We start from the raw sequence: 25,046 nt of genomic DNA on the forward strand, positions 1-25,046 counted from the left end.
CATCCTAACTCTGACACTCTTTGCCCTGGGATCGGCCCAACGCGGTTTGGTCTCAAGGCAGTTCGGCATCCGAGAGCCTGGCTACCAGCCGCGGATCCGGCGCCCGTACTCGGTGTCGGGGTGCAGCAACGCGTCCGCGACACGACCGCCCGAATCCTTGGCGCCTCCACCGAAGTTGAGCGCACCGGAGGCGTTGGCACTGGCTGCCACGCCGTCCCAGTACGTTGCTTCGCGTTCCCACCGCACCGGCTCCAGGAGCGCGAACAGCTCCTCCTCGGTCAACGCCCTGCCAGAGGTGGCCCAGCCGGTCGCCTGGTGGGCGGCAATGCCGAGACCCGCCAGCACCGCGGGCGCGGAAACGGCCGTACGCGCCACGAGATGCGGATAGAGGTGCGTGACGAGTCGTGACAGCAGCGGCACCAACCTCTGCCCGGCCTGCTCCGCGTCCACCCCCTGCGGCAGCCTGTCGTCGTGCAGAGTGGAGGACGTCAGCGCCAGTCCGGCCCGCCCGTGCAGCGCGGTGATCACGAGAACGCGCAGCGCGGAAAGCGTGATCAGTTCCGCGTCGCTCTTCGTCAGCTGGCGCTTGCGCCCCTGCACCAGCTTGCCGAACGGGATGATCCTTCCCTCGTGCTCGACCTTCACCGACTCGCCGATCCGGTGGGCGAGTTGGGTGCCGATGTCCCGCTGGTCCATCGACATCGCCAGGTTCTTGGCCACCGGTACGCCCTCGACGTTGCGGTCGTAGAAGATCTGCCGCGCGGACTCGACCGTGAGCCCGAAGTACAGCTCGTAGGGCAGCCGCACGGTGGCGAGCTTCTCGTAGGTGATGCCGAAGCGTTCCGGGCTGTCGTAGAGCTCGTGCCAGGCCGTGACCTGGGTCTCGCCGTCGATGGCGACGACGGGGGAGCCGGGCAGCACGGTGACCGTGCGAATTCCGCTGCCCGGGATCAGTTCGTCGCTCACCGCACCCGGCTGCCCGTCCAGCCACAGCGTGATCGGGGGAGTGGACCAGCCCGAGCCGTACTCGCCGTTGACTCCGGATGCGATGTACGCGGCGTACGAGGTGACGTTGCGGCCCTTCTGGGTCGACTTCAGCATGCGCTGGACCAGGGCGCGTACCTCGGCGTGCCGGCGCAGGGTGCCGGACGCGTACTTCAGGGCACGCGTGTCCTCCTCGGTCCGCGGCGACGGGACGAGCTGGAGCAGTGTCGGCAGCCCCATCGTTCCGATCACCGCATCGGGGCGGAACGGCATCACGGTGAGCTGTGTGCCTTCGATGACGGTCGTGGGCATCGTGAGGTGCATGACTGGGTCCCCCTCCAGGAAGTGACAGTCTCCGCTCCGAGTGGAAGCGCTAACAGAGAAGCATGGCCATGAAAGCACTGTCAAACGGCTTGCGTGATTTGACGTCCGCTGTAAGGTGTTAACAGTTCACCGCCACTGAGAGGCTCATCCCGCCATGCCGCAGTCATCCGCCGCCCACGTGACGGCCGCCGAGATTTCGCGCATCGCCGGGGTCACGCGCGCCACCGTCAGCAACTGGCGGCGGAGGCACGACGACTTCCCGCCCCCGTCCGGCGGGACCGAAAGCAGCCCGCTCTACGACCTGGAGGCGGTACAGGCGTGGCTGGCCGCGAGGGGCCACACGACGACCGCCGGCCCGCGGGAGGAGTTCCGCACGGCCCTGCGTCTGCACGCACAAGCGGCAGCCGCCGGTGGAACCGCGCTACTGCCGCTCGTCCTCGCAGCCTCACGTCACGCCCCCGACGAACTGACCACCTTCACGGAACTCACGGACGGCGAGCTCGCCGCTCGTGCCACAGCCGAGGCGACGGCACTCGCGGACACGGTCCCAGGCTCCAACGCCATCCGCTTCACGCCCGCGGATGGCGCGGCCCTGCGGGCCCTGCTCCGCTGTGTACGGGACGAGGGGGGCCAGGCCGCGCTCGGCGTACTCGCGGAACGGGAACTGGAGGACAGCGCCGCGAGCGGCACCTACCAGACTCCGGCCCAACTGGCCGATTTGGCCGCCCGGTTGCTCCCGCGCTCTGTACGCAGGGTCCTGGACCCGGCGTGCGGAAGCGGCACTTTGCTGGAGGCCGCGGCCCGGCACGGCGCGACCGAGCTCTACGGTCAGGACGCCCTCGCCGTCCAGGCCCAGCGCAGCGCGGTCAGCCTGCTGCTGGCGACCCCCCATGCAGAGATCACCGTCCGGGACAGCGACAGCCTGCGTGCCGACGCGTTCCCCGGTCTCACGGTCGGCGCGGTGCTGTGCAATCCGCCCTACGGTGACCGCGACTGGGGCCACGACGAACTGGCCTACGACCCGCGCTGGGCGTACGGCGTCCCCGCGCGCGCAGAATCGGAACTCGCCTGGATCCAGCACGCACTCGCCCACCTCACCCCGGGCGGCTGGGCGGTGCTGATCCTCCCGCCCGCCACCGCTACTCGCGCCTCAGGGCGCCGGGTCCGGGCGGAGCTGCTGCGCAGCGGCGCTCTACGGGCCGTGGTCGCACTGCCGGTCGGGGCCGCCCCGCCGCTACATGTGGGGTTGCAGCTCTGGGTATTGCAACGACCGGAACCGGGCGGTGCGGAACGAAAGTCCGTGCTGTTCATCGACACGGCCGGCGCATCGGAGGGGACCGCCGGGGGCAGCGAGCCCGGCCGCCCGGCGGTCGCGACCCGCACCGGCTCCGCCCGCACCCCCCTGAACTGGACCGCACTCAGCGCACGGACGCTCACCCACTGGGAAGCCTTCGCCACTGCGCCGGACGCCTTCACCGGCGAACCCGCCGTTGCCCGCGCAGTGCCCGTTGTCGACCTGCTGGACGACCTCGTCGACCTCACCCCCGCCCGCCAGGTCCGCAGCTCGCGCACGGACATCGACCCCGCCGAACTGGCCGCCCGCGCGGATACCGGGCGCCGCGAACTGACCGTGGCAGCCCAGTCACTCGTGCGAGCCGCGGGCCCCACCGGCTGGGTCGCGGCGGGTTCCTCGGTCAAGGAGTGGCGTACGGCGACCGCGTCGGACCTCGCACGGGGCGGCGCGCTGACCCTGCTGCGTACGGTGCCGGACCCGAAGACACCGCGAGCCGACGGCGGAGCCGCGTCTTCCCCTGCCACCTCCGTTCTTACGGGGACCGACATCGCCAGCGGCTCGGCCCCGTCGGGCGACCCGGCCGAGCTGCGTGCCGAGGCTGCACCCGCCATCGCCGCGGGCGACGTCCTCGTACGGGCGATCGCAGGCGGCCCCGGCCCGATGGCCCGCGTCGCGGACGAGCGGGACGTCGGCGCGCTCCTCGGCCCCAACGTCCACCTCCTCCGCCCCGACCCCACTCGCCTGGACCCCTGGTTCCTGGCTGGATTCCTCGACTCCGAAGACAACATCGCGGGCGCGTCGACCGGCAGCACGGTGCTGCACGTCGCGCCGGGGCGCCTGCGCATCCCCCTCATGCCCCTCGAAGAACAGCGCCGCTACGGCAGGGCGTTCCGGCACGTACACGCCCTGCGCGCCGAGGCCCGGAAGGCGACGCGGCTCGCGGAGGAGATGGCCGGCCTCCTGGCGGGCGGCCTCACGGGGGGCGCGCTGATCCCGCCACCGCCCCCTCCGGGCTCGTCGACCGCCGATTCGTCCTGATCGCCACCTGAGCGCCCGCCGATAGACCACACTTGTCCGCACCCGCACTCGATGCGCGGAACGGCACGGAAGGAAACCGGGGAACCCTTGAACAGCAGTAAGCACACGGAACTGGCGAATCATGCCTGGTCCGTCGCCGACCTCCTGCGCGGCGACTACAAGCAGTCCGACTACGGCAAGGTCATCCTGCCGTTCACCGTCCTGCGCCGACTGGAATGCGTCCTGGAGCCGACCCGTCAGAAGGTCGCCGAGGAGGCCGCCCGCTTCGAGGGCCAGGACATCGACACGGACCACTTCCTGCGCCGCGCCTCGGGACACTCCTTCTACAACAAGAGCGATCTCACCCTGAAGAAGATCGCCGCCGACCCGCAGAACGCGGCGCAGCTCCTTCAGATCTACGTGGCGGGCTTCTCCGACAACGCCCGTGAGGTCCTCGACAAGTACGAGTTCACCCAGCAGATCAAGAAGCTGGCCGGCGCCGACCTGCTCTACAAGGTCATCGGCAAGTTCACCGACCTCGACCTGCACCCCGAGAACGTGTCCAACCACAACATGGGCTACATCTTCGAGGAGTTGATCCGTCGGTTCGCGGAACAGTCCAACGAGACGGCAGGTGAGCACTTCACCCCGCGCGAGGTCATCCAGCTGATGGTCAACCTGCTGATCGCGCCCGACGGCGACGCGCTCAGCCTGCCCGGTGTGGTCCGCACGGTGATGGACCCGGCGTGCGGCACGGGCGGCATGCTCAGCGCGGCCGAGGAACACATCAAGGCGTACAACGGTGACGCCACGGTGGAGGTGTACGGGCAGGAACTCAACCCCGAGTCCTGGGCGATCTGCCGTTCCGACCTGATGATCAAGGGCCAGGACCCGGAGAACATCGCCTACGGCAACTCCTTCTCCGACGACGGCCACCAGCGCGAGAGGTTCGACTACCTCCTGGCCAACCCGCCGTTCGGCGTGGAGTGGAAGAAGGTCAAGGAAGCGGTCGAGTACGAGCACAACCACCTGGGCGAAGCCGGCCGCTTCGCCGCGGGCCTGCCGCGCATCAACGACGGCTCGCTTCTCTTCCTCCAGCACATGATCTCGAAGATGAAGCCGGTGGACGTGAACGGGCGGGGTGGCTCCCGCATCGCGATCGTCTTCAACGGCTCCCCGTTGTTCACGGGCGCGGCCGGCTCGGGTGAGTCCGAGATCCGTCGCTGGATCCTGGAGAACGACTGGCTGGAGGCGATCGTCGCCCTGCCGGACCAGCTCTTCTACAACACCGGTATTTCCACGTACTTCTGGATTCTGACGAACCGTAAGTCCGCGGACCACAAGGGGAAGGTCGTGCTGCTGGACGCGCGCGACCAGTGGCAGAAGATGCGCAAGTCGCTCGGCGACAAGCGCAAGGAACTCGGCAAGCAGCACATCGCGGACGTGACGCGACTGTACGAGGAAGCGATTGGTGCGGCGGCCGACCCGGACCACCCGTTCCACGGGAAGGTCAAGGTCTTCGACAACGAGGCGTTTGGCTACCAGCGCATCACAGTGGAACGGCCGTTGAAGCTGCGCTTCGAGGTCACGGAGGAGACGCTGGCTGCGTTGGCGGCAGCCAAGCCGGTACAGAGGCTGGCGGACGCGGACGCCTTCGTTGGCGCGGTGCGTACGCTGCTGGGCTCGTCGTGGGCGACGAAGTCCGAGGCGCTGATCGCGCTGAAGGACGCGGTGGTGGGGGCCGGGTTGCTCTGGCCGACCGGTGCGCCGTTCGCGAAGGCGGTACGGGACACGGTGGGCGTCCGGGATCCGGAGGGCGAGGTGCAGCTCGTGAAGGGCCAGCCGGAGCCGGACGCCGAGTTGCGGGACTACGAGAACGTGCCGTTGGGGGAGGACGTCGAGGAGTACCTGAAGCGGGAGGTGCTGCCGCACGTGCCGGATGCGTGGATCGACCACACGAAGACGAAGGTGGGGTACGAGATCCCGTTCACGCGGCACTTCTATGTATACGAGCCGCCGCGGCCGTTGGCGGAGATCGATGCGGAGCTTAAGGCTCTGGAGGCGGAGATCCAGGAGTTGCTGGGTGAGGTGACGAAATGAGCACTGGAGCTCTGGCCGGAATCGCCGCTCCGGCCGGCTGGAAATGGCGCGACCTCTGGTCAGTAGCGCCACGGGTCAAGGAGATGGGGAGCCCGGAATTGCCGCCCCTATCTGTTTATCTGGAGGCCGGTGTTGTTCCACGCAACTCACGCAGCGATAATCACAACCAGCTCGGTGAGGACCTCTCTCGATATCTCGTGGTTCAGCCCAATGACATCGTGTTCAATAAGCTCCGCACTTGGCAGGGTGGCTTTGGGATGTCGAAATTCGAAGGAATCGTGAGCCCTGCCTACTTTGTATGCCGCCCTGCCGGCCAATCAACCTCTCGATTTCTGCACTACCTGCTTCGCTCCAATCCTTATCTGGCTGAGCTGAAGCGTATCTCTAAATGGATGCCTCCGTCTCAGTTCGACATTCCCTGGGACATGCTCCGTAAGCTTCCGCTGCTACTGCCTCCGACGGATGAGCAGCGCCGCGTCGCAGACTTCCTCGATGCCGAGACTGCCCGCATTGACCGCAGCATTGCGGCGGCTATCAAAGGGCGCAATCTGCTCGACGAACGCCGCTGGGGAACAGTGCATGCTTTGAGTGCCGGAGTTGAGACCCCGGGGCCACGTCTCCACACGGGACTCGGATGGATCAAAGAGATCCCCGAGCACTGGAGATTGGTGCCGCTGAAATTCGTAGCGTCACTGGGGAGTGGGCACACTCCGAGCAGAAGAAAGCCTGAGTATTGGGAGAGTTGTACCATCCCGTGGATCTCACTGTTTGATGTGGGCCGCATGCGCGATGTCCGTCAGACAGAGCTTGTCACCACTCAGCAAACGATCAGTGAACTGGGTGTGGCGAACTCATCTGCTAACTTGCACCCGGCGGGGACTGTCGTACTGTCCCGAACGGCATCTGTTGGTTTCTCGACAATCATGGGCGTCGATATGGCCGTGAGTCAGCACTTCGTCACGTGGACCTGCGGCAAGAGGATCGTCCCGATGTATCTCTTGATGCTCCTTCGATCCATGCGCCAGTATTTCGAGAGTGTCCAGGTGGGGACCACGAACGTGACGGTATTTATGCCTGATCTCTATGCGATCAAGATTCCCCTACCTCCGGTTCCGGAGCAGCATCAAATCGTCAAAAGGATTCAAGAGGAAACCAGCAGGATTGACGTCCTAGCTGAACGCTTCGACCGGCAATTGGTCCTACTCAAAGAACGCCGCCAAGCCCTAATCACCGCAGCCGTAACCGGCCAGTTCGACGTATCCACCGCCAGCGGACGCAACGTAACGGACGGAGTCACTGTATGAGCCCCATCCACAACGAGTCCGCATTCGGCTCCGCCATAGTCGCCGCCATGACCGCGCCCGAGCGAGGGTGGCGCGAGGCGCGGCCCCAGGACTACACGGCTGATCTCGGGCTCGACACCAACGAGCTGTTCGAGTTCATCAAGAACTCCCAGCACGATGAGTGGTACGAGCTCTGCACCGTCTACGGCAACGTCGACGAGGCTGAGCGCGGCTTCGCCAGGCGCCTCGACAAGGCCATCGGTGATGACGGCCTGCTGCACGTCCTTCGTAACGGCGTCAAGGACCGCGGCGTCCGCATCCGCCTCGCCTACTTCAAGCCCAACCTTGTGCCCGATGACTCCGTACTCAAGGGCTATCGCGCCAACCGCCTCACCGTCGTCCGCGAACTCCGCTACGCCACCAAGCAAGCGGACTGGGGCAACGAGCTCGACCTGACGCTCTTCCTCAACGGCATCCCCATCGCCACCGCGGAGTTGAAGAACCCCCTCACGGGGCAGGGTGCCGAGCAGGCCAAGGAGCAGTACCGGACCGACCGCGACCCTACCGAGTTGATCTTCACGCGCCGCGTTATCGCGAACTTCGCCGTCGACCCGGACGTGGTCTTCGTCGCCACCCAGCTCAAGGGGAAGAACACGCGCTTCCTTCCCTTCAACACCGGCTCCAAGGGGCCAGGTCTCCCCGGTGGCGCCGGCAACCCCGCCCCTACCGGCTTCGGCCAGTACGCGACCTCCTACCTCTGGGAGCAGGTCTGGGAGCGGGAAAACTGGCTCGACCTGCTCCAGCGGTTCGTTCATCAGCAGAAGACCAAGACCGAGAAGACGACGATCTTCCCGCGCTTTCACCAGTGGGACGTGGTCAAGAAGCTGACCGCCCATGCCGCCACCCACGGAGCCGGGCAGGACTACCTGATCATGGCCTCGGCCGGTTCGGGCAAGTCGAACACCATCGGTTGGCTCGCCCATCGCCTCTCCGACCTCCACGCGGACACCGACCCGCGCGCCCTCGACACCAAGGCGCTGGCCGCGGGTCTCATCAAGCCCGGTGAACCCGTCTTCGACAAGGTCATTGTCATCACCGACCGCCGGAACCTGGACGCCCAGCTCCGCGAGACCGTCGGCAGCTTCTCGCAGACCGACGGTCTGGTCGTGAAGATCGACGAGAAGAGCGGTGCCAAGAGCGAGCAGCTCGCCCGCGCCCTGTCCCGCCACACGGGCAAGATCGTCACCGTCACCCTGCACTCCTTCCCGGCGCTCCTCGACTACATCCAGCGCAACCCGACGGAGATCAAGGGCACCACCTTCGCGATCATCCTCGACGAGGCCCACTCCTCCCAGTCCGGCGACGCCGCCACGGCCGTCCGCGCGGCCCTGCGGGATCTCGGCCTGGACTCGGACTCGGAGGACCCTGGTGCGACCACCCTCACCGTCACCGAGCAGCTGATGAAGAAGGCGGAGGACCGGTCCAAGGCGGCCAACCTCTCCTACTTCGCCTTCACCGCCACCCCCAAGGCCAAGACCCTCGAACTCTTCGGCACCCCCGAGCAGATCGACGGCAAGACCACCTACCGGCCCTTCCACACGTACTCCATGCGCCAGGCCATCGAGGAAGGCTTCATCCTCGACCCCCTGCGCAACTACGTCACGTACAACACGTACTGGAAGCTGGTGAACAAGAACCCCGACGAGAAGGAAGTCGACCCCTCCAAGGCGAACCCGCTTCTCGCCCGGCACGCGCTCACCCACGACTCGACCGTCTCCCAGCACGCCCAGGTGATCGTCGAGCACTTCGTCAGCCACACCCGCGGACGCCTCGGCGGACGCGCCAAGGCGATGGTGGTGACCGCGTCCCGCCAGTCCGCCGCCCAGATGGCACGGGCCATCAAGAGCTACATCAAGGACCGGGACTACGACACCAAGTTCCCGGACCTCGGCGTCCTGGTCGCGTTCTCCGGATCGCTCACCATCGACGGTGAGGAGACCACCGAGACGAAGGAGAACGGTGGGCTCGCCGAGAGCGCGCTCCCGAAGGCGTTCGGCTACACCCGCGCCGACGACAGGGCCGTGAAGGCCGGAGCGAAGGGCAAGCAGGAGTACAAGATCCTGGTGGTCGCCGAGAAGTACCAGACGGGCTTCGACCAGCCGCTGTTGACCACGATGTACGTCAACAAGAAGCTGACCGGTATCTCCGCCGTGCAGACCCTCTCCCGGCTGAACCGCACCGCCGAGCGCAAGGCACAGGCCGACCTCGCCGTCCTGGACTTCGCCAACGAGGCCGAGGACATCAAGGACGCCTTCCGCCCGTACTTCGAGGAAGCACAGACCCTCCCCTCGGACCCCAACCTCCTCTACACCGCGCAGAGTCGGGTCATGTCCGCGCCGATCATCTCGGAAGCGGACATGGACGAGTTCGCCACCGCCTTCTTCGAGGCGAAGCAGAAGGCCGCAGGATCGCAGGCCCGGTGGGAGAAGCTGCACGCCGAGCTGTACCGCATCCTCTCCCCGGCCGTCGTGCGTTACGAGGCACTGCGAGATGACGACGAGGACGAGGATCACGTCCAGACGGCCGAGGACTTCCGCGCCGATCTGCACGACTACGTGCGCAAGTACGGCTTCCTCGCCCAGATCGTGCCCTACCGCGATGCCGACCTGGAGCGACTGCACCTCTACGGCCGCTACCTCCTTACCCGACTGAGGGGCCGTACCGACGGAGGAGTGGACATAGGCGACGTGGACCTCAGCCACCTGCGGGTGGAGAAGACCGGCGAACACGATGTGTCGCTGACGGCCGAAGGCCCGGCCCTCATGCAGGGGTTCGGTGAGGGCACGGGCGGCGCCAAGGAGGCGGAGAAGTCTCTCCTGTCGGAGCTGATCGAGAAGTTCAACGCCAAGTTCGGCACGGACTTCACCGAGGAAGATCTTGCCAAGCCGTTCAATGAGGCCAAGGCCGACGCCAAGGTGAAGGCCGCGGCCCTCGTCAACGACGAGGACAACTTCGGCAAGGTCTTCGACAAGGTCTTCGCCGACAAGATGGCCGACCACATCGACACCATCGCCGGCATGGGCCGCCAGTACTTCGGCGCCGACCGGAGCTTCAAGTCCAACCTCGACCGCAGCGCACGCCGCGCGGCATGGCGCATGATCCGCCGTGAGGCGGGCGTGGACGACGAGGACTGAGACGGAGGCGGGGCCCGCGTACGCCACTGAGGTGTACGCGGGCCCCGCCCGTTTGCTACGCCTGCGTACCGGAAGCCATTTTGATGAACCCAGCCCACGCCTCGCGCCCTACGATCAGCACGGGCCCTTCGAGTCGCCTTTTGGAGTCTCGAACGTTCACGGAGTCGGCAGTGGCGGCCACCTCAACGCACTGACCGCCCTCGGCACCGCTGTAGCTGCTCTTGAACCAAGCGAGTTCCGGCCGCGCAGGCGAGGTCTCTCCGGTGTTCATAGCTCTCCCAGCAACTTCTCGATAAACCGCAGTGACTCTCGTGGAGCGAGAGCCTGGCTCCGGATGATCCCATAGCGGGCAGCCGCCAGCCGTGTCTCGTCGCGATCAGTCAACAGGCGGCTGCGGCCCTGTACTTCGGTGTACATGAGCTGTTCGCCGCCCTTGCGAGTGATCACGGTGAACGGTCCATCCACTCCCGCATTGTCCTCGCGGTCGAGCGGCATCACCTGAAGCTCCACGTTCCGGTTCTGGCCAACCAGCAGGAGCTGTTCCAACTGGCCGCGAAGGACAGACTTGCCACCGAGCGCTTTGCGGAGGACGGACTCCTCCAACACAAAGCTCAGCAGAGGGGCCGGCCATCGATGGAAGATGTCGTGTCGCGCGAGCCGAGCTGCCACGCGCAACTCGATGGTCTCCTCGTCCAGAAGCGGCCGACGCATCCTGAGCAGCGCCCGCGTGTACTCCTCGGTTTGCAACAGCCCATTGACCACGTTCGTGTCGTAGACACATAGTTCGACCGCCTCCGCCTCCAGCCGAGCCATGTCCCGGAAGAACGCCGGATACTGCGCCCGCGCCACCTCCTCCTTCAACGCGATCAGCACACCTCCCGCGCCCAGCACCTCGTCCGCCTGGTCGATGAACCGCGGCGGGGGGATACGCCGCCCTTGCTCGAACGAGGCGATCGGCTGGGCCGCGTACACCACCAGCTTCCCGAACTCCGCCCGTTCGAGCCCCGCTCGCACCCGCAGTAACTTCAACTGGCGCCCGAACGCCGTCACTACACCCGAACCGGGTTCGTCCTCAGGGCGCTGCCCCACCAGCTCCCGCTCGCCCTGGTCCTCGTATTCCATCGCCGCCGCCTCTCCCCGCCACGTACAGCACGCCTGCCGCCCGCGTACAAGAGCATGGCGACGGCGCGTCACTCATGGTCACGCTACGCCACCACGCCTCACCGTGGAGACATGACGAGCAACCCCGTGGGCGACACCCAGACCGCGCAACTCAGCCACGCCAGCCACCATTTCGAGATGAGGTTCAGCTCCACTCCGCGGGGCGCCCGCCTTGCCCGTCGCCTCTGCGCCGAGCGTCTGCACGCCTGGGGTATCCCCTACGCCACCGAGGCGCACGACACGCTCGCCCTGCTTGTCGCCGAGCTCGCCGCGAACGCCGTCCGCCACGGGCGCGTGCCCGGCCGGGACTTCCTTCTGCGGCTCACCGCCCACGCCGAGACCGTACGCGTGGAGGTGATCGACACCCGCGGCGAACGGCTCCTGGAGCCGACGGCAGGCCCTCCGGCACTCGACCGCCCCGGCGGACGCGGCCTGCTGCTCGTCGAGTGCCTCGCCGATCGCTGGGGCTGGTCCCCTCGTGCCGGTGGCGCGCCCGGTAAGACCGTGTGGGCCGAGTACGACTGGCCGCGGGCTGGTGCGGTGAGGGGCGTATCTCAGCCATAACTGCCGAACTCCGCGCACTTTCTGGACGGAAGATCGTCCCGCCCGCAAGACTTGTTCTCGGCCATGTCGAGCCGGCCGACGCCACCACCGTGTACGCGTGCCGGCGCAAAGACGCGACGGGGGCGGGCAAGGTGCCGCAGCAGAAGATCGCCGGACGTTACGAACTCCTGGAGGAGCTCAGTCACGGCGGCATGGGGGACGTGTGGCGCGGCTATGACGCCGTGCTCGACCGGCCCGTGGCCGTGAAGCTGATACGGCAGCAGGCCATCAGCTCACCGCAGCTCGCTGAGGAGTTCGCCAAGCGGTTCCGGCGGGAGGCGCGGATCACCGCCCGGATCCAGCACGCGGGCGTGCCGCAGGTGTACGACGCGGTGCTCGACGACTCGCTGGAGCGGCTGTTCCTCGTCATGGAACTGGTCGACGGGGTGCCGCTGTCCGCGTACGTCCAACCCGGCCGTCCCCTCCCGGTGGCCTGGGCGGCGGCCGTCGTCGCGCAGGTGGCGACCGTCCTCTCGCACGCCCACGTGGTGCCGGCGATCCACCGCGACCTCAAACCCGGCAACATCCTCGTCGCCCGCGACGGGACGGTGAAGGTCCTCGACTTCGGGATCGCGGCGATCCTGCGGACCGACGTGACCAAGCTGACCGCCACCGGTACGCCGATCGGGACCTACCAGTACATGTCGCCGGAGCAGGTGCGCGGCGGGCGGATCACCCCGCAGACCGATCTGTACGCGCTGGGCTGCATCCTGCACGAACTGCTCAGTGGGCAGCTCCTGTTCAGCGCGGACAGCGAGTACGTGCTCATGTACCAGCACGTCAACGCCGCCCCCACCCCGCTGCGCGAGCTGCGGGCGGACGTCCCGCCCGCACTGGAGGAACTCGTCCTCCACCTGCTGCGCAAGGCGCTGGAGTCGCGGCCCGCCGATATCCAGGACGTGTACGAGCGCCTGCGCCCCTTCCTGCCACCGCCCGGCGCGGCACCCGCACCGGCCGGGGCCGGACCGACCGGCGTACCCGACCCGACCGGGCTCTTCCGCAACCCGTACGCGCCGCGCTCCCGAGCCCAGACCGGGCCGCGCGTCCCCGGCACGGACGGGCAGTCGCCCGCACCCCTCGCTCCCGCCGCGGTGCTGGGTGCGTTCCGGGAGGAGATCAAGGAGGCGTACGCGCACTCGGATGCCCTCCTCGAAGAGGAGCGGTTCGCGCAGGCCGCCGAGGTGCTCGGCGAGATCATTGAACCGGCCGCCCGCGCACTCGGCTCCGAGAGCCGGCAGGTCCTGGAGCTCCGGACCCAGCGGGCCGCGATCCGACTGCTGGGCGGTGACTACCGCGCCGCACTGCCCGAGTTCGACGCGCTCGCCGACGCCTACGGCCGCATCCACGGCCCCACCAGCGAACACGCCCGCGCCTGCCGGGCCCAGGCCGCGCGCTGCCGCGCCGAACTGGGCCAGGTCACGGAGGCTCTCGCTGCGTTGCAGGGCATTCTCTGTGTTGTGCGCTCCGTCGACGGTGACGTGAGCGAAGAAGCCGTCGAACTGCGCCGCGACATCGGGATGCTGATGCTCGCTCAGGGGCGGGCGGCTGACGCCTGGCACATCCTGGAGCCGCTGCACGAGGACCTGTGCGTGGTCTACAGGCCGGACGACGAGCTGACCGCCGAGATCGCGGAGGCGCTGGCGTTGATCCGGCTGGACCTCGACGGGTCGGCTTCCTGAAAGGCGCCGCGCAGCACGCGGCGCCCGTGGGACGATCTTGACCGGGGCCGGTCGTTCCACAGCACAACCGACGGCCCGGGGAGGGCGGGAAGCCATGACCACTGCGCACGCCGGAAAGGGCAAGCAGGAGGTGATCCTGCAGGTCCGTCAGGTGAAACAAGCCCTGAAAACCGTCTACCTGGATTCGGGTCTCATCGACGGGAGTGACCTGGCCGGGAAGACGGATGAGGACTTTGAGAAGCGCATGCTCTCGCGGGCCCTGACCGCCCAAGCCGTCCGGATCGTCACCGGATTCAGCCCGCAGGAAGCGGCGCTCACGGTGATCGACGGCATCGCGGACAAGGGCATCGACGCCATTGCGGTGGTGGATGGGCCGGACCCGCACGTCTATCTCGTCCAGGCCAAATGGAGCAAGGACGGCAAAGCCAAGGGCGAGCGGGAGACCGTCTGGGAGCTGCTCGCGGGGTTGCGGCTGATCGACGACGAGGACTTCGCCGCGTTCAACCCGCGCGGCAGGCAGCTGGCCGAGTACGCCAAGGCTGTCATGGCGAAGGGACCGACCAAGATCACCCAGGTCGTCGTGCTGATGCGGGCCGACGAGGTGAGTGAGGGCTTCCGTCACGCGCTGATCGACGGCGAGAAGGAGTTCAACCGCCACGGAAAGGTTTTGGGCCACCGGATCATCCTGGGGCCCGAGGTCTGGGAATCCGTACGGAAGGACCTGGCACCCAACCCTGTCGAGCTGACGGCCGACCTGTTCCCGTGGTTCACGATCAGCCTCCCGTACGAGTCGTACCAAGGTGTGATCGAGGCCGAGCAGGTGGCCCGATGGATGGAGCACGGCGCGAACCTGTTCAACCTGAACATCCGCAATCCGCTCGGCCGAACCCCGATCAACAACGAACTGATCAGCACCCTCACCGAAGAGCCCGCCAGTTTCTGGTACTACAACAACGGCGTCACCGTCCTGTGCGAGTCGGTGGAACGGGTACATCAGGCCCTCCGGAATCCCCAGGCCCGCCCGATCACCCTGACCCTGCACAACGCCAGCGTCGTGAACGGCGCCCAGACGGTGCGGTCGGTGGCCGAGGCCGTAGCCGCGGATGACGCGGCGGCGGATGCCCAGGTGGGCGTCCGGATCATCGTCACGGGCAAGGCCGAGGAGTTCGCCAAGCGGACCACCCAGGCCACCAACCGCCAGAACCGGGTGGAAGCACGGGACTTCATTGCCCTGGACCCTGTACAGGCTGCCATTTTGGAGGACATGCGGGCCGAACTCGGTCTGGAATACAGCGTCCGCCGCAGTGAACTGGATCCGACCGAGGACACCGGCTGTTCCGTGGTCGAAGCGGCGTGTGCGATGGCCTGCGCCCACCCCGACAGCCAGTACGCGGCCAGGATGGCCACCACCCTGGATGTGCTGTGGGAACGCGGCTCCCAGGGCATCTACGACGTGCTGTTCCGACCGCAACCCAGCGCCTATCTCCTCTGGAACTCAGTTCAGATACTCCGGGAGGTCCGCCGTACGCTGCATGCCGTGCGTTCGGGGTACGAGGGCCGGGGTGCCGCGCTCACCGAGCACGGCCTCTATCTGCTCACCCATCTCGTCTTCCGTCACCTCGATACCGAGTCGATCGACGAGCCGGACCCGAAGCAGGAGTGGGCGACTGCTGCTGTGCAGCAGGTGCCCGCTCTGGTCAAGGAGCTGCTGCCCGCGGTTGCCGGGGCGATCGACGAGCTCTACGGCGAACGTTCGCAGATCCGGGCCGTATGTGCGGACGTCGCCCGCTGCCGTGAGGTCGCCGGCCGCGTACTGCGCGCCGATGCGGACTCGGAGAGCCTGGCCGCACAGGACAAGTACCGCCGGGTTCCCGCACAGCGCAAACCCCGCCGCCCCAACGCGGTGCACGTCCTCGTCGACAAGGGGACACTCGAGGAGGGCGCCCCGCTTGTCCTGTCCACCGCTTATCCGCTCGAGGCCGAGGCTCTGAAGGACTGGTTGGCCCAGGACGACAAACGGGGCCGGGCCAGCTGGACCCCGCACCGCACCAAGCCGATCCTGTGGGCCGCCGACGGAAAGCAGTACTCACCGTCCGGTCTGATCACCCGGATGTGGGAACTCGCCGAATGGGAAAAGCGGCCTGTGGCCAACCAGGGCACCGCCCGGTGGGTCACCGAAACCGGCGAGACCCTCGCCGATCTCGCCTGGCGGGTCCTCGGCGAACTGGAAGAGCCGGACGAGGACGAGCCGGTGCACACACCACGCGACTGACGAATGCCCGACGGGGCGCGGCCGCGGCGCCCCTTGGAACCGCTTGAGGAGAACCGCTCGCCATGCCCCGACTCGCCTTCGACATCTCCTTCTGCGCTCAGCTCGGCAAGCTCCAGGGGTCGGTGAAACAAGGTGTCTTCGACGCCTGGGAGAAATTCCAGGACCTCACCCTGGAGCAGTTGTTCAAGGATCCGGGGTTGAAGCTGGAGTCCCTCAAGCGGGCCCGTGATCCTCACATTCGGACCATCCGCATCGACCAGGGCACCCGTGGTGTCCTCCTGGCTCCCGAAAGCGGAGACACATACGTCCTGTTGAGGGTGATGCCGCACGACAAGGCCATCGCCTGGGCGGTCAAGCAGAAGGCGAGCATCAACACGGTCACTCAGGCCGTCGAGATCCGCGACATCGCCATGCTCGACGAACTCACCCCGGCCTACGAACGCATCGCGCCCGCCCGTGAGGAGCGACTGTTCGCCAAGTTCTCCGATGGTGACCTGGCAGCACTCGGGGTCGACGGCACCACTCTCCGCCAGGCCCGCGTCCTGACGACGCCGGAGCAGCTGGAGGTGTTCGCGCCGTTCTTCCCACAGGACCAACGGGAGGTACTGGAGTATCTGGCCGCCGGATTCACCGTGGAAGACGTGTGGCGCGACGTGGTCGCCGTCAACCTGGCCGACCGGACTGCAGAGCCGGTCGATACCACCGATTACGAGACCGCCATCCACCGCTCCCGTACCCGGATCGCCCTCGTCACCGCCTCCGACGAGCTCCGCGACATCCTCGACAAGCCCTTCGCCGCCTGGCGCGTCTTTCTGCACCCTTCCCAGCAGAAAGTGGCCTACCGGGCTTCGTACTCCGGGCCGGCCCAGGTCACCGGAGGACCCGGCACGGGCAAAACCGTGGTTGCGTTGCACCGCGTACGCCATCTGCTGCGGCACCTGCGCGAGGGCGACCGAATCCTGCTGACCACGTACACCAACGCGCTCGTCGCCGCACTCCGCTCCGGACTCGCCGACCTCGTCGAGGACGAGGCGCTGCGCGACCGGGTCGACATCATGACCGTTGATGCGTTCGCGGGCCGTGTCGTCTCGACCTTGCGTCGGCCGCTGCGCAGCGACGAGGAGCAGGGCCGTTGGGAGCAGGCCGCTCACGCCACCGGGTTCACCGGCACCGCCCAGTTCCTTGCCCAGGAGTACAAGCACGTCATCCTGGCGCAGAACCTGCGTACCTGCGAGGAGTACGAGGTCGCCGAGCGGAAGGGGCGAGGGAACGCCCTGTCCGTCCGCGTTCGTCCCTTGGTGTGGCGCACCGTGGAGGAGTTCACGGGCCGCCTCGCCGCGGACGGTCTGCGCACGTACCTCGGGACCTGTGCCGAGGCGGCGGACCTGCTGGACGGATCCGGTCCACGCTACCGGCACATCGTCGTCGACGAGGCCCAGGACCTGCATCCCGCGCAATGGCGGCTGTTGCGGGCCGCCGCCCCCGGCCGGCCCGACGACTTGTTCATCGCAGGAGACCCGCACCAGCGCATCTATGACTCGAAGGTGTCACTGAAGACCATCGGCATCAAAGTCACCGGCCGCTCGACGAAGATGCGCAAGAACTACCGCTCCACGCACGAGATCCTCAGCTGGTCCACCGCTCTTCTTCACGGCCGTCCGTTCGAGGAGCTGGCGGACGGCAGCCGCCATGAAACGCTGCTCGGCTATCGCTCGGCGTTGCACGGCCAAGGGCCGGAGACCTATGCGGCTCAGTCCCAGAGCGCAGAGCTGGATGCACTGGTCACGCGGGTGCGCAGCTGGCTGGACAGCGGCATTCCGTGCGCTGAGATCGGTGTGAGCGCTCGTTTCAACAAGACCTGTGAGCAGGCGGCCGAAGCTCTTACGGCCGCCGGTGTCCCCGCCGTCCGCCTGCGTGGGGACGTGGAGGTTGCCACAGACGCCGTCAATGTCGGCACCATGCACGCCTTCAAGGGTCTCGAATACCGGTGTGTCGCCGTCATCGGGGTGCACGACGGAGCCCTGCCGTTCCCCAAAGCGGTGACTCCGTCGGACGTCGACCGTCTGCAGCACGAGGCCGACTTGCTGGCGGAACGTTGCCTGTTGTTCGTGGCTTGCACCAGGGCCCGGGACGGGCTCTATGTGTCGTGGTCCGGCAGGCCGAGTCGGTTTCTTCTGGAAGCGGTTCTGTAGTCAGGTCGCCTCGTGCACCAGCGCCGGATTCGGCCACCGGTCTGTGTCCGTGCGGGCCTCTGCCCGATTATGGACGCTGGCGTCGCGGTGGACCGGTGGTCAGAGTGGCCACGCGTGGCCCCTTACGTTCATTTGACGCTCCGAGAACCCCGACAGCCTGCCCGACGGACCTCGAAAGGCCATCTGAACTGCAGGTTTCTCGACCCGGCGATGTGGGGCGTGATCCCTATGACGCGTCATGTGGAGTGTGTGGTGATTTTGGAGCGGGGGCTAAGGGGGTCTGACACCCAGCCCGCTGGTTTGTGCGGTTGCTTGCCGACCGGACCGCCCTCGCCTGCTGGAGCTTTGCGGCGCTGCGAGAGCGGCCACCTCACGGATTTTCACTTTCACTTAGACGACTGGCCTCCCGGGTCGGCTCACCACGCGCGTCGCTGTGAAAATTCGGCTCCTCACCGTTGTTCGACGCGAAGGTCGTTGGCGGATCGAATCGGTGAAGCAGGTCCTCGGCCGTCTCGTGGCAGTTCTGCTGCTTGATGATGTCGGAGAACTGTTTGGCCAGCATCTGCCGCCGAACGTCTCCCGCCGTGAAGCCCATGGCGTCGAAGAGGCTGGCGAGATGGTCCGCAGCCGTCTGTTCCGGGGAAACAGGAGCGGGACCCTCCTCCTGGAATTCCGGGGCGGCCGGCTCGCCCAGCTCCTGCGACACGAGGGTCTGCAGCCGCTCGGGAATGTCGGTGTCGTTGGCTGCGGACGTGAGCTGGGCGAGCAGGGCCAGGTCTGCCACGGTCCTTTCCACGTGCTCGTCGTTCTTGGCGAGCCACCAGACCACTGCACTGCCGGTGTCCTTCAGCACGTCCTCGCCCAGGTACTGGCGCTTGCTCTGCTCGTACTTGCGCTGGTGCTCCCAGACGGCCTTTTCCTCGCGTACTTCGGCGAGTCTGTCCAAGCGCTCCTGGTCCTGTTCGAGCAAGGCGAGGCTGATATTTTCCGCCATTGCTTGGAGGTGTCCTGTGGGGTCCGGGCACAGACGACTGAGGGCTCCGCTGAGCTCGTGCTGAACGAGTGAAGCCTGGCCCGGCTCACGTTTCTCCGTGATGGTGCGGGCGCGGTTCAGGACCGCTTCGACCGCGAGGCCTGCGGGATTGAGAACGGGGGCGTTTGCGGCTGATCCGATGAGGCACCACCGAACGGTTGCCGTGAAGACGAAGTAGTAGTCGTCCCAGAGGCTGGGCAATACCACTTGTTTGACGCGATATTCCGTGCGTTCCACTGGGGAGGCCGTGCGTTGTTCTTCGAAGCTGACCGGCACGGAGCCACGGCGCAGAGAAGCAATCCGGACGGCCGCGCCGGGGACAGCGACGAGGAGGACGGCCAGCGTCGACCATTTCCATGTGGGCCACCCTTGTGACAGGCCGACGATGGCCAGGAGAAGGCCACATAAGACGGTGAGGAAGACGGTCGTCGTCTTTTGCGCGGTCGTCACGATCGAGTCCCCCTGGCTGACGCTGGCGATGGGGTGGCTGGACCGAGGCCCTGGGCCACACTGATCTTGTGGAGTAGCAGTTCGGTGATTTCGGCGGAGCGCGCGGGGCCTCCCGGAGCAGTGCGCTCGGCTTCGCGGGCGCTCGCGTACAGCGCGGCGAACAACGCACCCCGTCCCTCTTCGCTCCGGTCGGCCGCGCTGATGAGGACGTCGAGCAGTGGTTCACCGCGGTTTCCGGTGTCGTCGGCCGCGCAATGGAACCAGCGCTTCGAGTGCGGCTGCCAGGTTGCCCTCGGCAACTTGGTCAGGGCCGCGTGCCAGCAGTTGGTCAGGGCGCGCTGCACACCGCCTTCGTCGACCAGAGCGCGTGGGGAGTCGGCGGGGTCCGTCAGCGACAGCGGATCGCAGGCATACAGGAAGATGCCGAGGTCGGGCGGTGAGAGGTCGGATCGTGCGAGGCGGTCGAGCAGTCTTCGACGCAGCCGGCGGCTGCTTGCCACCAGGTCGCACAACGCTTGCAGGGCACGCACGGTGTCGTGCTCGCGCCGGGCCAGGTAGTAGAGCCTGAGCAGGGCCTGGTCCGGGTGGCTCGCCGCGAGGACATCGGCGCAGATCTGAACGAGCACCTGGGCGAACTCTCCCCGGAGGCGCCGGTAGGCGCACCACTGATAGATCCGTTCGCGAAAGGCTCGGCCGTGAGCCGGATCGTTGAGACCACAGGTGAGCGCCTGGACAGCCGCCTCCAGCCGTATCCGGCTCGCCGACGCGCAACTCCACCCTTCGGCAAGAGACGCCAGCCCGTCCCCGCGCCCGGTCCGCAGGAACTGATCGGCTATCCGCGCCACCAGATCGTCCCGAAGGGCCGGGGTGACGTGCGGATCGTTCAGCTCCACCACCTTCGTGGCCCAACTGCCGAGGTGGGGCCGTAAGTCAGGCATGTGGTCCCAGAAATGCGCGCGGACGGCGGAGTCGTAGTCCAGCTTCTGGAACCGCACGTGTCCACCCGGGCCGGTAACGGCTGAGATCTCCTTGAACCGCTCGGCGAGGTCCTTGTGCTGGAGCAGCGGGAGCGCGTCCGACGCGGAGCCTAGAGTGCGCAGCAGGGACCGGGCCGCCCGGTGGATGACGTCGGCGTGTGCGCCGTGGAGCATGGAGACGGTGATCAGCAGCGCCGTCTCAGGAGCCTCGCGCAACCGGGCGACGAGATCGGCTACTTCCTTCCGCCGGTCGTCCCGTGCGCCCTTGGCCGTCGCGCACCATTGGGCGAACCCTTCCTCCGGTCGAGCCCTCTCGCGTGCGCGGCGGATCAGGTCGGCGAAGTCCGCGATCTCCCGCATCGGCCGGCCCCCGTCCAAGAACTCGGTGACGGTGACATCGGACTGCATGTACTGCTCGTACGGCACGCCGTGCATACGGAGGTGCCGCCTGAGAACGGGCAAGCCGAGAGGTGGCTGGATCACGACCCGGTAGTGCTGGAGGTCCGGGTCGAGCCCACCGCCGTGCGGCATGACGACGACAAGATGTGCCTGCTGTTCGTGGACGGTCTTGCGGAGGGCGGGGAGGGCGGACCGAACCGCGCGCCACTGGCGGTCGTCGGCGGCGGACAGGTCCAGTAGTAGCTGGTCACCGTTTTCGACCAGGGCAGGGTCCTGGAGCGGCAGTTCCTCTTCCTCGTCGGGGAGAAGTTCATGGAAGGCACCCCGGTCCGGGTGGTATTCGCGCAGGAGTACCCGGGCCGCAGAGGTTCGGCCGCTGCCCGGGGGGCCGTCCAGGATGACGGTGCCGGTGTCGGCGAGCGTGGAGCGGGCTGTGCCCATGTTGGCGGGTGCTACCAACACCCGCCGCAGCCGGACGAGTTGGTCCTCGGCCAGTTGCCGGAAGGCTGGTTTGTCCGACCCCTGTGGTGGGATGCCGACGTTGACGTATATGTGGCCGCCGCCTGTGTGGGTGAAACCCTGCGGGTTCTCGACGCGTGTGGTGCTGTGTGGATTCACCGGCTGTCGTCCTCGCGTCGATCCGGCTCACCGAACCGAGGCTGGATGGGACCGTGGTTGTCTCCGCTTTCGAAGTACGTCATCCCGTTCCCCGAGAAGTGCCGGTCGCCCGAAACGTGGCGGGAGTTCTGATAGATGTGGCCGTTGCCCGTGTGTACAGGGCCGTGGGAGTCCTTCACGAGGGTGCCACCGACGTCTCCGGTGAAGTCATGACTCTGTACGGCCGTTCCGCCCACGTCCCCGATCGAGTTGGTGACGGCGTCCGACACGGGCGGTGTCTTGCCGGCTCGGACCGGGTCGCGCAGTCCTGGAACCATCTCGGCCACAAGGTCACCGATCCGCCTGACACCCGTCTCGACGTCGTGGGTGTCGAACGGAATGGACTGCAGGTCCGCGAGCCGCGCCAGCTCGGGCGGCAAGTCGGTCCTCTTCAGCCGGTTCGTCTTCCGGCCGTCCAGGATGGGAACGACCGGAAGCTCACACGCGAACGCTTCCTCGATCTCCCTGCGCACCCAGTCCTCCGGTTCCTGGAGCCGAGCACGGAAGTTCGTCCAGTCCGGTCCCACAACGGCCAGGAGGAGGGAGCTGCGGCGCAGCGCTGCGAGCAGGGCCTCGGGGTATGCCTCGCCAGGGGCGATGGACTTCGAGGCACGGAAGATGTGCTCCGGGCCGAAGCGGCGCGACAGCTCCTGGTCGATCAGGGCAGCGGTCTTTTCCCCGTCGCCTGTGCGGTAGTTGATGAAGACCTTGCTCACGGTGTTGTCTCCTTCAGGAAGTGGTCGAGCGCGTTAACGTGCTGAGCCGCGGCCACAGCCGACGGACCGACGGGTGATCCAAGTGGCGGGCCAGGACCCGGGCGAGTCGCTGCAGATCGGTCGCGACGGTCGCTGAGCGCACTGCTTCAACGCCGTCGAGCAGCGGCGTCGTCAAGGCACATGCGTGGTCGATCTCGCCGGCCGAGGCATGGGCGAGCGCACGGCGAACCCCGTACCGCACCTGCGTACGCACCGCGTCCTGGCCGACCAGGGCGAGTTGCCGGTCGAGTTCCTCGCTCGCCTCCCGGGGCCGACCGAGATCCACCAGGCACCAACCGGTCACCATGCTGACCGGGTCGGGAAGGTGCATGGTGCCGATCACCGGCTCGTCGGCACCGTCGTCCTGGCGGGCGAGGAGCGTACGAGCGCGCTCCAGGGCGCGCAGACATGCACGGAGATCGCCCGCGAGTGCGTGTCCTTGCGCTTCACGTTGGGCGGCCAGTCCACGGATCCGTGGTGGCAGCGTGCCGCTCTGCGCACGACGGGCCAGAGCAACCGTCTGCTCGGCGTCATCCCGGTACAACGTGACCAGAGCCCTACGCACCAGGGCGTAGCCGGCCAGTGCCTGGTCACCCCCGGCGGCTGCCAGATCGACCGCGCGCTGGGTCCACCACAGTGCGGCACGTTCGTCCCCGGTTTCCTGCACCAGCCAGCCGACATACTCGGCGTATCGGGAGCCGAGTGACAGCAACTGTCCGCGGGTGGTGGAGTCGGCTTGAGCGGACAGTTCCCGCAGGGTGTGCGTCTGCGCGATCAGGACGGGCAGGAGCAGGCCGGGTTCCACGGTCTGGCCGAGTTTCCGGTAGTGCGTGAACAGCGAGCGGGAGGCTTCCAGCATGCCGCCAGCCGCGGTCGAGGAGGCCGGGGCCGTCCCGTCCGACCGCCACGTCATCAGCGATGCGACGCCGGCGCTCACCACTTCTCGCCGGCCCATGGGGTGGAAGCGGTTCGGGCCGCCAGGCGACAACTGCATCAGCCACTCCTCCTCGTTGATTTGGCCCGGCACTGGTTCGGCAGGTGTGTCAGCGGCGGCCTGGGTGACCAAGCCGATCAGTGCTCCGTCAGCACCGAGAGCGGCGTCGCACAGCCGAACGAGGTCACGGCTCGGTGCCTTGATGCCTCGCTCGACCTTGCTCAACTGCGCCTTGCTGTAATGCACGGCGCCGGACAGGGCCGTGAGGCTCAGTCCGGCCTCCAGACGCCGTTTCCTCAGCTCCTGGCCGAACTCGGTGGACGGCTGTGGCACGGGAACCTCCCAAAACCCTGCGTCCGGGCCGAGTCGGTGCTGCACGAAAGCGTGCGGCAATCCCTCCCGGACGGACAAGGCGATCGATGCTGTTTCCCGTTTCCTTCTCCGAGGGCAAGGCGCAGCATTCGTATGGCTGGAAAGTCGTGCGGTCATGGAGCCAGGCACGTCAGGCCCCACCAGATCGGCCCGAGCCACAATCGGTCGGCTCCTGGCGGAACACGACTGGGGTCTGCTGGCGGTGCCGAGCCCATGTGCGCCAGGCGTCGCACGGCCGGTTTTCCGAACTCCCTTGCCTCAACAGTGAATTGATGACCCAGGCAACCACCCCCCTGACCTCCCCCTATAGCTCCCAGTAAGCACCGACGCACCGGTCGTTTTTTTGCTCAATGGTGAACAGGGAGCCGAAGGATCGGAGGTGATTCGGGCTTACAGTCCTGTTTGACCGGCTCAGCGACATTGTTCTGAGGCGAGAGACGTTCTTGAAGGAACGGGGGATCACGGTGCTGGAGGCAGCGCAGTTATCGCAGGTGAACGGCCAGGCGCAGGCAAACGGCCGAGAGTGGGTGAGCGGTCAGGGGAACAACGGCAGCACTCACGGGCACGAGTACGGGCACGGCGGGGGTGTTCAAGGGCATGGACACCGGGGCGCAGGGGTGGTGGGGGAGTTACCCGCCCGGCCCGTGGTGCGGGTCATGTTGGTGGCGGAGCAGTCGGTGACGCGGGCCGGGTTGCGGTCGATATTGACGGCGGCGCCGGAGTTGCGGGTGGTCAGTAGTTTCGGGAATCCGAAGAAGGCCATCGAGGCGTCCCGTGAGGAGCAGCCCGAGGTCATCCTCGTCGGTACGCGGGAAGGGCTGACCGCGGACGCGGCGGCCGCGCAGCGGCTGGTGTCGGTGAACGGGGCGCCGGGGGCGAAGGCGATACTGCTGCATCCCGCGGAGACGAGTGTGGAGGTCTCGCAGGTCCTCACGGGGGGCGTGCACGGGTGTATCGATCCCGCGGTGGACGAGGAGCAGATCATTCGGGCGGTGACCACCGTCGCGCTGGGCGGTGCGGTGTTCCTGCCGGCGCCCAAGGTGCAGCCGGTCGAACTGACGCTGGCGATCGACGGGCCCAGCCCGGGTGAGGCCAGTCTGACCGAGCGGGAGCGGGCGGTGCTGGGCAAGCTCGCGCGGGGGCTGAGCAATGCGGAGATCGCCACGGAGCTGTTCCTGGCGGAGGCCACCGTCAAGAAGCATCTGACGCAGGCCATGCGGAAGATCGGGCAGCCGGACCGGCTGCGGGCCGGGCTGTACGCCTACCAGCACGGGATTTTCGAGTAGTGCACCGTCGGCATCGGGGCGCCTGAGGGGCGTGCCCGGGGCGACCATCGGAGCAGGCGCGGGTGACGATCGAGGAACCG

At 67.2% G+C, this 25,046-nt stretch carries 16 protein-coding genes; 9 read left to right on the forward strand and 7 right to left on the reverse strand.

What is annotated here, in order from left to right; all coding sequences use genetic code 11:
- Nucleotides 1-81: 81 nt before the first annotated feature.
- Entirely contained in the window at nucleotides 82-1,308 is a 1,227-nt protein-coding gene (locus tag ACGF4C_RS03925) for a hypothetical protein (RefSeq protein WP_393563017.1), read from the reverse strand.
- Nucleotides 1,309-1,462: 154 nt separating this feature from the next.
- Between ACGF4C_RS03925 and ACGF4C_RS03930 the strand changes: the two genes are divergently transcribed.
- From ACGF4C_RS03930 to ACGF4C_RS03945, 4 genes are all read left to right on the forward strand, one after another.
- Nucleotides 1,463-3,640, forward strand: a complete 2,178-nt coding sequence (locus ACGF4C_RS03930) for an N-6 DNA methylase (RefSeq protein WP_393563018.1) — start codon at nucleotides 1,463-1,465, stop codon at nucleotides 3,638-3,640.
- An 87-nt stretch (nucleotides 3,641-3,727) separates the two neighbouring features.
- Entirely contained in the window at nucleotides 3,728-5,719 is a 1,992-nt protein-coding gene (locus ACGF4C_RS03935; RefSeq protein WP_393563019.1) for an N-6 DNA methylase, read from the forward strand.
- Nucleotides 5,716-7,023, forward strand: coding sequence for a restriction endonuclease subunit S (locus ACGF4C_RS03940; protein WP_393563021.1), 1,308 nt, complete (start codon nucleotides 5,716-5,718; stop codon nucleotides 7,021-7,023). The genes ACGF4C_RS03935 and ACGF4C_RS03940 overlap by 4 nt, the downstream gene beginning before the upstream one ends.
- Nucleotides 7,020-10,196 carry a type I restriction endonuclease subunit R gene (locus ACGF4C_RS03945; RefSeq protein WP_393563023.1) on the forward strand — a complete coding sequence of 1,059 codons (3,177 nt, stop codon included), beginning with the start codon at nucleotides 7,020-7,022 and terminating at the stop codon, nucleotides 10,194-10,196. Before ACGF4C_RS03940 ends, ACGF4C_RS03945 begins: the two co-directional genes overlap by 4 nt.
- Before the next feature lie 55 nt (nucleotides 10,197-10,251).
- On the opposite strand, the gene ACGF4C_RS03950 is transcribed toward ACGF4C_RS03945, so the two are convergent.
- Nucleotides 10,252-10,467, reverse strand: a complete 216-nt coding sequence (locus ACGF4C_RS03950) for a DUF397 domain-containing protein (RefSeq protein WP_393563025.1) — start codon at nucleotides 10,465-10,467, stop codon at nucleotides 10,252-10,254.
- Nucleotides 10,464-11,318 (reverse strand): helix-turn-helix domain-containing protein, encoded by an 855-nt coding sequence (locus ACGF4C_RS03955; RefSeq protein ID WP_393563026.1) that lies wholly within the window; start codon nucleotides 11,316-11,318, stop codon nucleotides 10,464-10,466. The genes ACGF4C_RS03950 and ACGF4C_RS03955 overlap by 4 nt, the downstream gene beginning before the upstream one ends.
- A 111-nt stretch (nucleotides 11,319-11,429) precedes the next feature.
- Between ACGF4C_RS03955 and ACGF4C_RS03960 the strand changes: the two genes are divergently transcribed.
- The 4 genes from ACGF4C_RS03960 (at nucleotide 11,430) to ACGF4C_RS03975 (ending at nucleotide 18,103) form a co-directional block, all read left to right on the forward strand.
- Nucleotides 11,430-11,921, forward strand: coding sequence for an ATP-binding protein (locus ACGF4C_RS03960; protein ID WP_393563027.1), 492 nt, complete (start codon nucleotides 11,430-11,432; stop codon nucleotides 11,919-11,921).
- Between the two features lie 131 nt (nucleotides 11,922-12,052).
- Nucleotides 12,053-13,639, forward strand: coding sequence for a serine/threonine-protein kinase (locus ACGF4C_RS03965; protein ID WP_393563029.1), 1,587 nt, complete (start codon nucleotides 12,053-12,055; stop codon nucleotides 13,637-13,639).
- Between the two features lie 94 nt (nucleotides 13,640-13,733).
- The gene (locus ACGF4C_RS03970; RefSeq protein WP_393563031.1) at nucleotides 13,734-15,911 is read left to right on the forward strand and encodes an AIPR family protein; all 2,178 of its coding nucleotides are present in this window, start codon (nucleotides 13,734-13,736) and stop codon (nucleotides 15,909-15,911) included.
- 62 nt (nucleotides 15,912-15,973) lie between these two features.
- Entirely contained in the window at nucleotides 15,974-18,103 is a 2,130-nt protein-coding gene (locus ACGF4C_RS03975) for a UvrD-helicase domain-containing protein (protein WP_393563033.1), read from the forward strand.
- A gap of 370 nt (nucleotides 18,104-18,473) precedes the next feature.
- Here ACGF4C_RS03975 and ACGF4C_RS03980 read toward each other — a convergent pair whose 3' ends face one another.
- The 4 genes from ACGF4C_RS03980 to ACGF4C_RS03995 are packed head-to-tail and all read right to left on the reverse strand — an operon-like array spanning nucleotide 18,474 to nucleotide 23,641.
- The gene (locus ACGF4C_RS03980) at nucleotides 18,474-19,586 is read right to left on the reverse strand and encodes a hypothetical protein (protein WP_393563035.1); all 1,113 of its coding nucleotides are present in this window, start codon (nucleotides 19,584-19,586) and stop codon (nucleotides 18,474-18,476) included.
- A complete protein-coding gene (locus tag ACGF4C_RS03985) occupies nucleotides 19,583-21,580 on the reverse strand; it encodes a hypothetical protein (protein WP_393563036.1) in 1,998 nt (665 codons plus the stop codon). The genes ACGF4C_RS03980 and ACGF4C_RS03985 overlap by 4 nt, the downstream gene beginning before the upstream one ends.
- Nucleotides 21,577-22,335 carry a toll/interleukin-1 receptor domain-containing protein gene (locus tag ACGF4C_RS03990; RefSeq protein ID WP_393563037.1) on the reverse strand — a complete coding sequence of 253 codons (759 nt, stop codon included), beginning with the start codon at nucleotides 22,333-22,335 and terminating at the stop codon, nucleotides 21,577-21,579. The genes ACGF4C_RS03985 and ACGF4C_RS03990 overlap by 4 nt, the downstream gene beginning before the upstream one ends.
- Before the next feature lie 13 nt (nucleotides 22,336-22,348).
- Nucleotides 22,349-23,641 carry a helix-turn-helix domain-containing protein gene (locus ACGF4C_RS03995; RefSeq protein ID WP_393563038.1) on the reverse strand — a complete coding sequence of 431 codons (1,293 nt, stop codon included), beginning with the start codon at nucleotides 23,639-23,641 and terminating at the stop codon, nucleotides 22,349-22,351.
- Nucleotides 23,642-24,336: 695 nt separating this feature from the next.
- On the opposite strand from ACGF4C_RS03995, the gene ACGF4C_RS04000 reads away from it, so the two are divergent.
- Complete coding sequence (locus tag ACGF4C_RS04000; RefSeq protein ID WP_393563039.1) at nucleotides 24,337-24,966, forward strand: LuxR C-terminal-related transcriptional regulator; 630 nt, start codon at nucleotides 24,337-24,339, stop codon at nucleotides 24,964-24,966.
- Nucleotides 24,967-25,046: the final 80 nt, after the last annotated feature.

It is taken from the genome of Streptomyces sp. NPDC048197, assembly GCF_043202395.1.
Classification (GTDB): Bacteria; Actinomycetota; Actinomycetes; order Streptomycetales; family Streptomycetaceae; genus Streptomyces; species Streptomyces siderophoricus.

Excerpts from the sequence above, each read along its gene's own strand:
- ACGF4C_RS03925 (WP_393563017.1), bottom strand. The coding sequence starts at position 1,308 with ATGCACCTCACGATGCCCACGACCGTCATCGAAGGCACACAGCTCACC.
- ACGF4C_RS03930 (WP_393563018.1), top strand. The coding sequence starts at position 1,463 with ATGCCGCAGTCATCCGCCGCCCACGTGACGGCCGCCGAGATTTCGCGC.
- ACGF4C_RS03940 (WP_393563021.1), top strand. The coding sequence starts at position 5,716 with ATGAGCACTGGAGCTCTGGCCGGAATCGCCGCTCCGGCCGGCTGGAAA.
- ACGF4C_RS03945 (WP_393563023.1), top strand. The coding sequence starts at position 7,020 with ATGAGCCCCATCCACAACGAGTCCGCATTCGGCTCCGCCATAGTCGCC.
- ACGF4C_RS03950 (WP_393563025.1), bottom strand. The coding sequence starts at position 10,467 with ATGAACACCGGAGAGACCTCGCCTGCGCGGCCGGAACTCGCTTGGTTC.
- ACGF4C_RS03955 (WP_393563026.1), bottom strand. The coding sequence starts at position 11,318 with ATGGAATACGAGGACCAGGGCGAGCGGGAGCTGGTGGGGCAGCGCCCT.
- ACGF4C_RS03960 (WP_393563027.1), top strand. The coding sequence starts at position 11,430 with ATGACGAGCAACCCCGTGGGCGACACCCAGACCGCGCAACTCAGCCAC.
- ACGF4C_RS03970 (WP_393563031.1), top strand. The coding sequence starts at position 13,734 with ATGACCACTGCGCACGCCGGAAAGGGCAAGCAGGAGGTGATCCTGCAG.
- ACGF4C_RS03975 (WP_393563033.1), top strand. The coding sequence starts at position 15,974 with ATGCCCCGACTCGCCTTCGACATCTCCTTCTGCGCTCAGCTCGGCAAG.
- ACGF4C_RS04000 (WP_393563039.1), top strand. The coding sequence starts at position 24,337 with ATGTTGGTGGCGGAGCAGTCGGTGACGCGGGCCGGGTTGCGGTCGATA.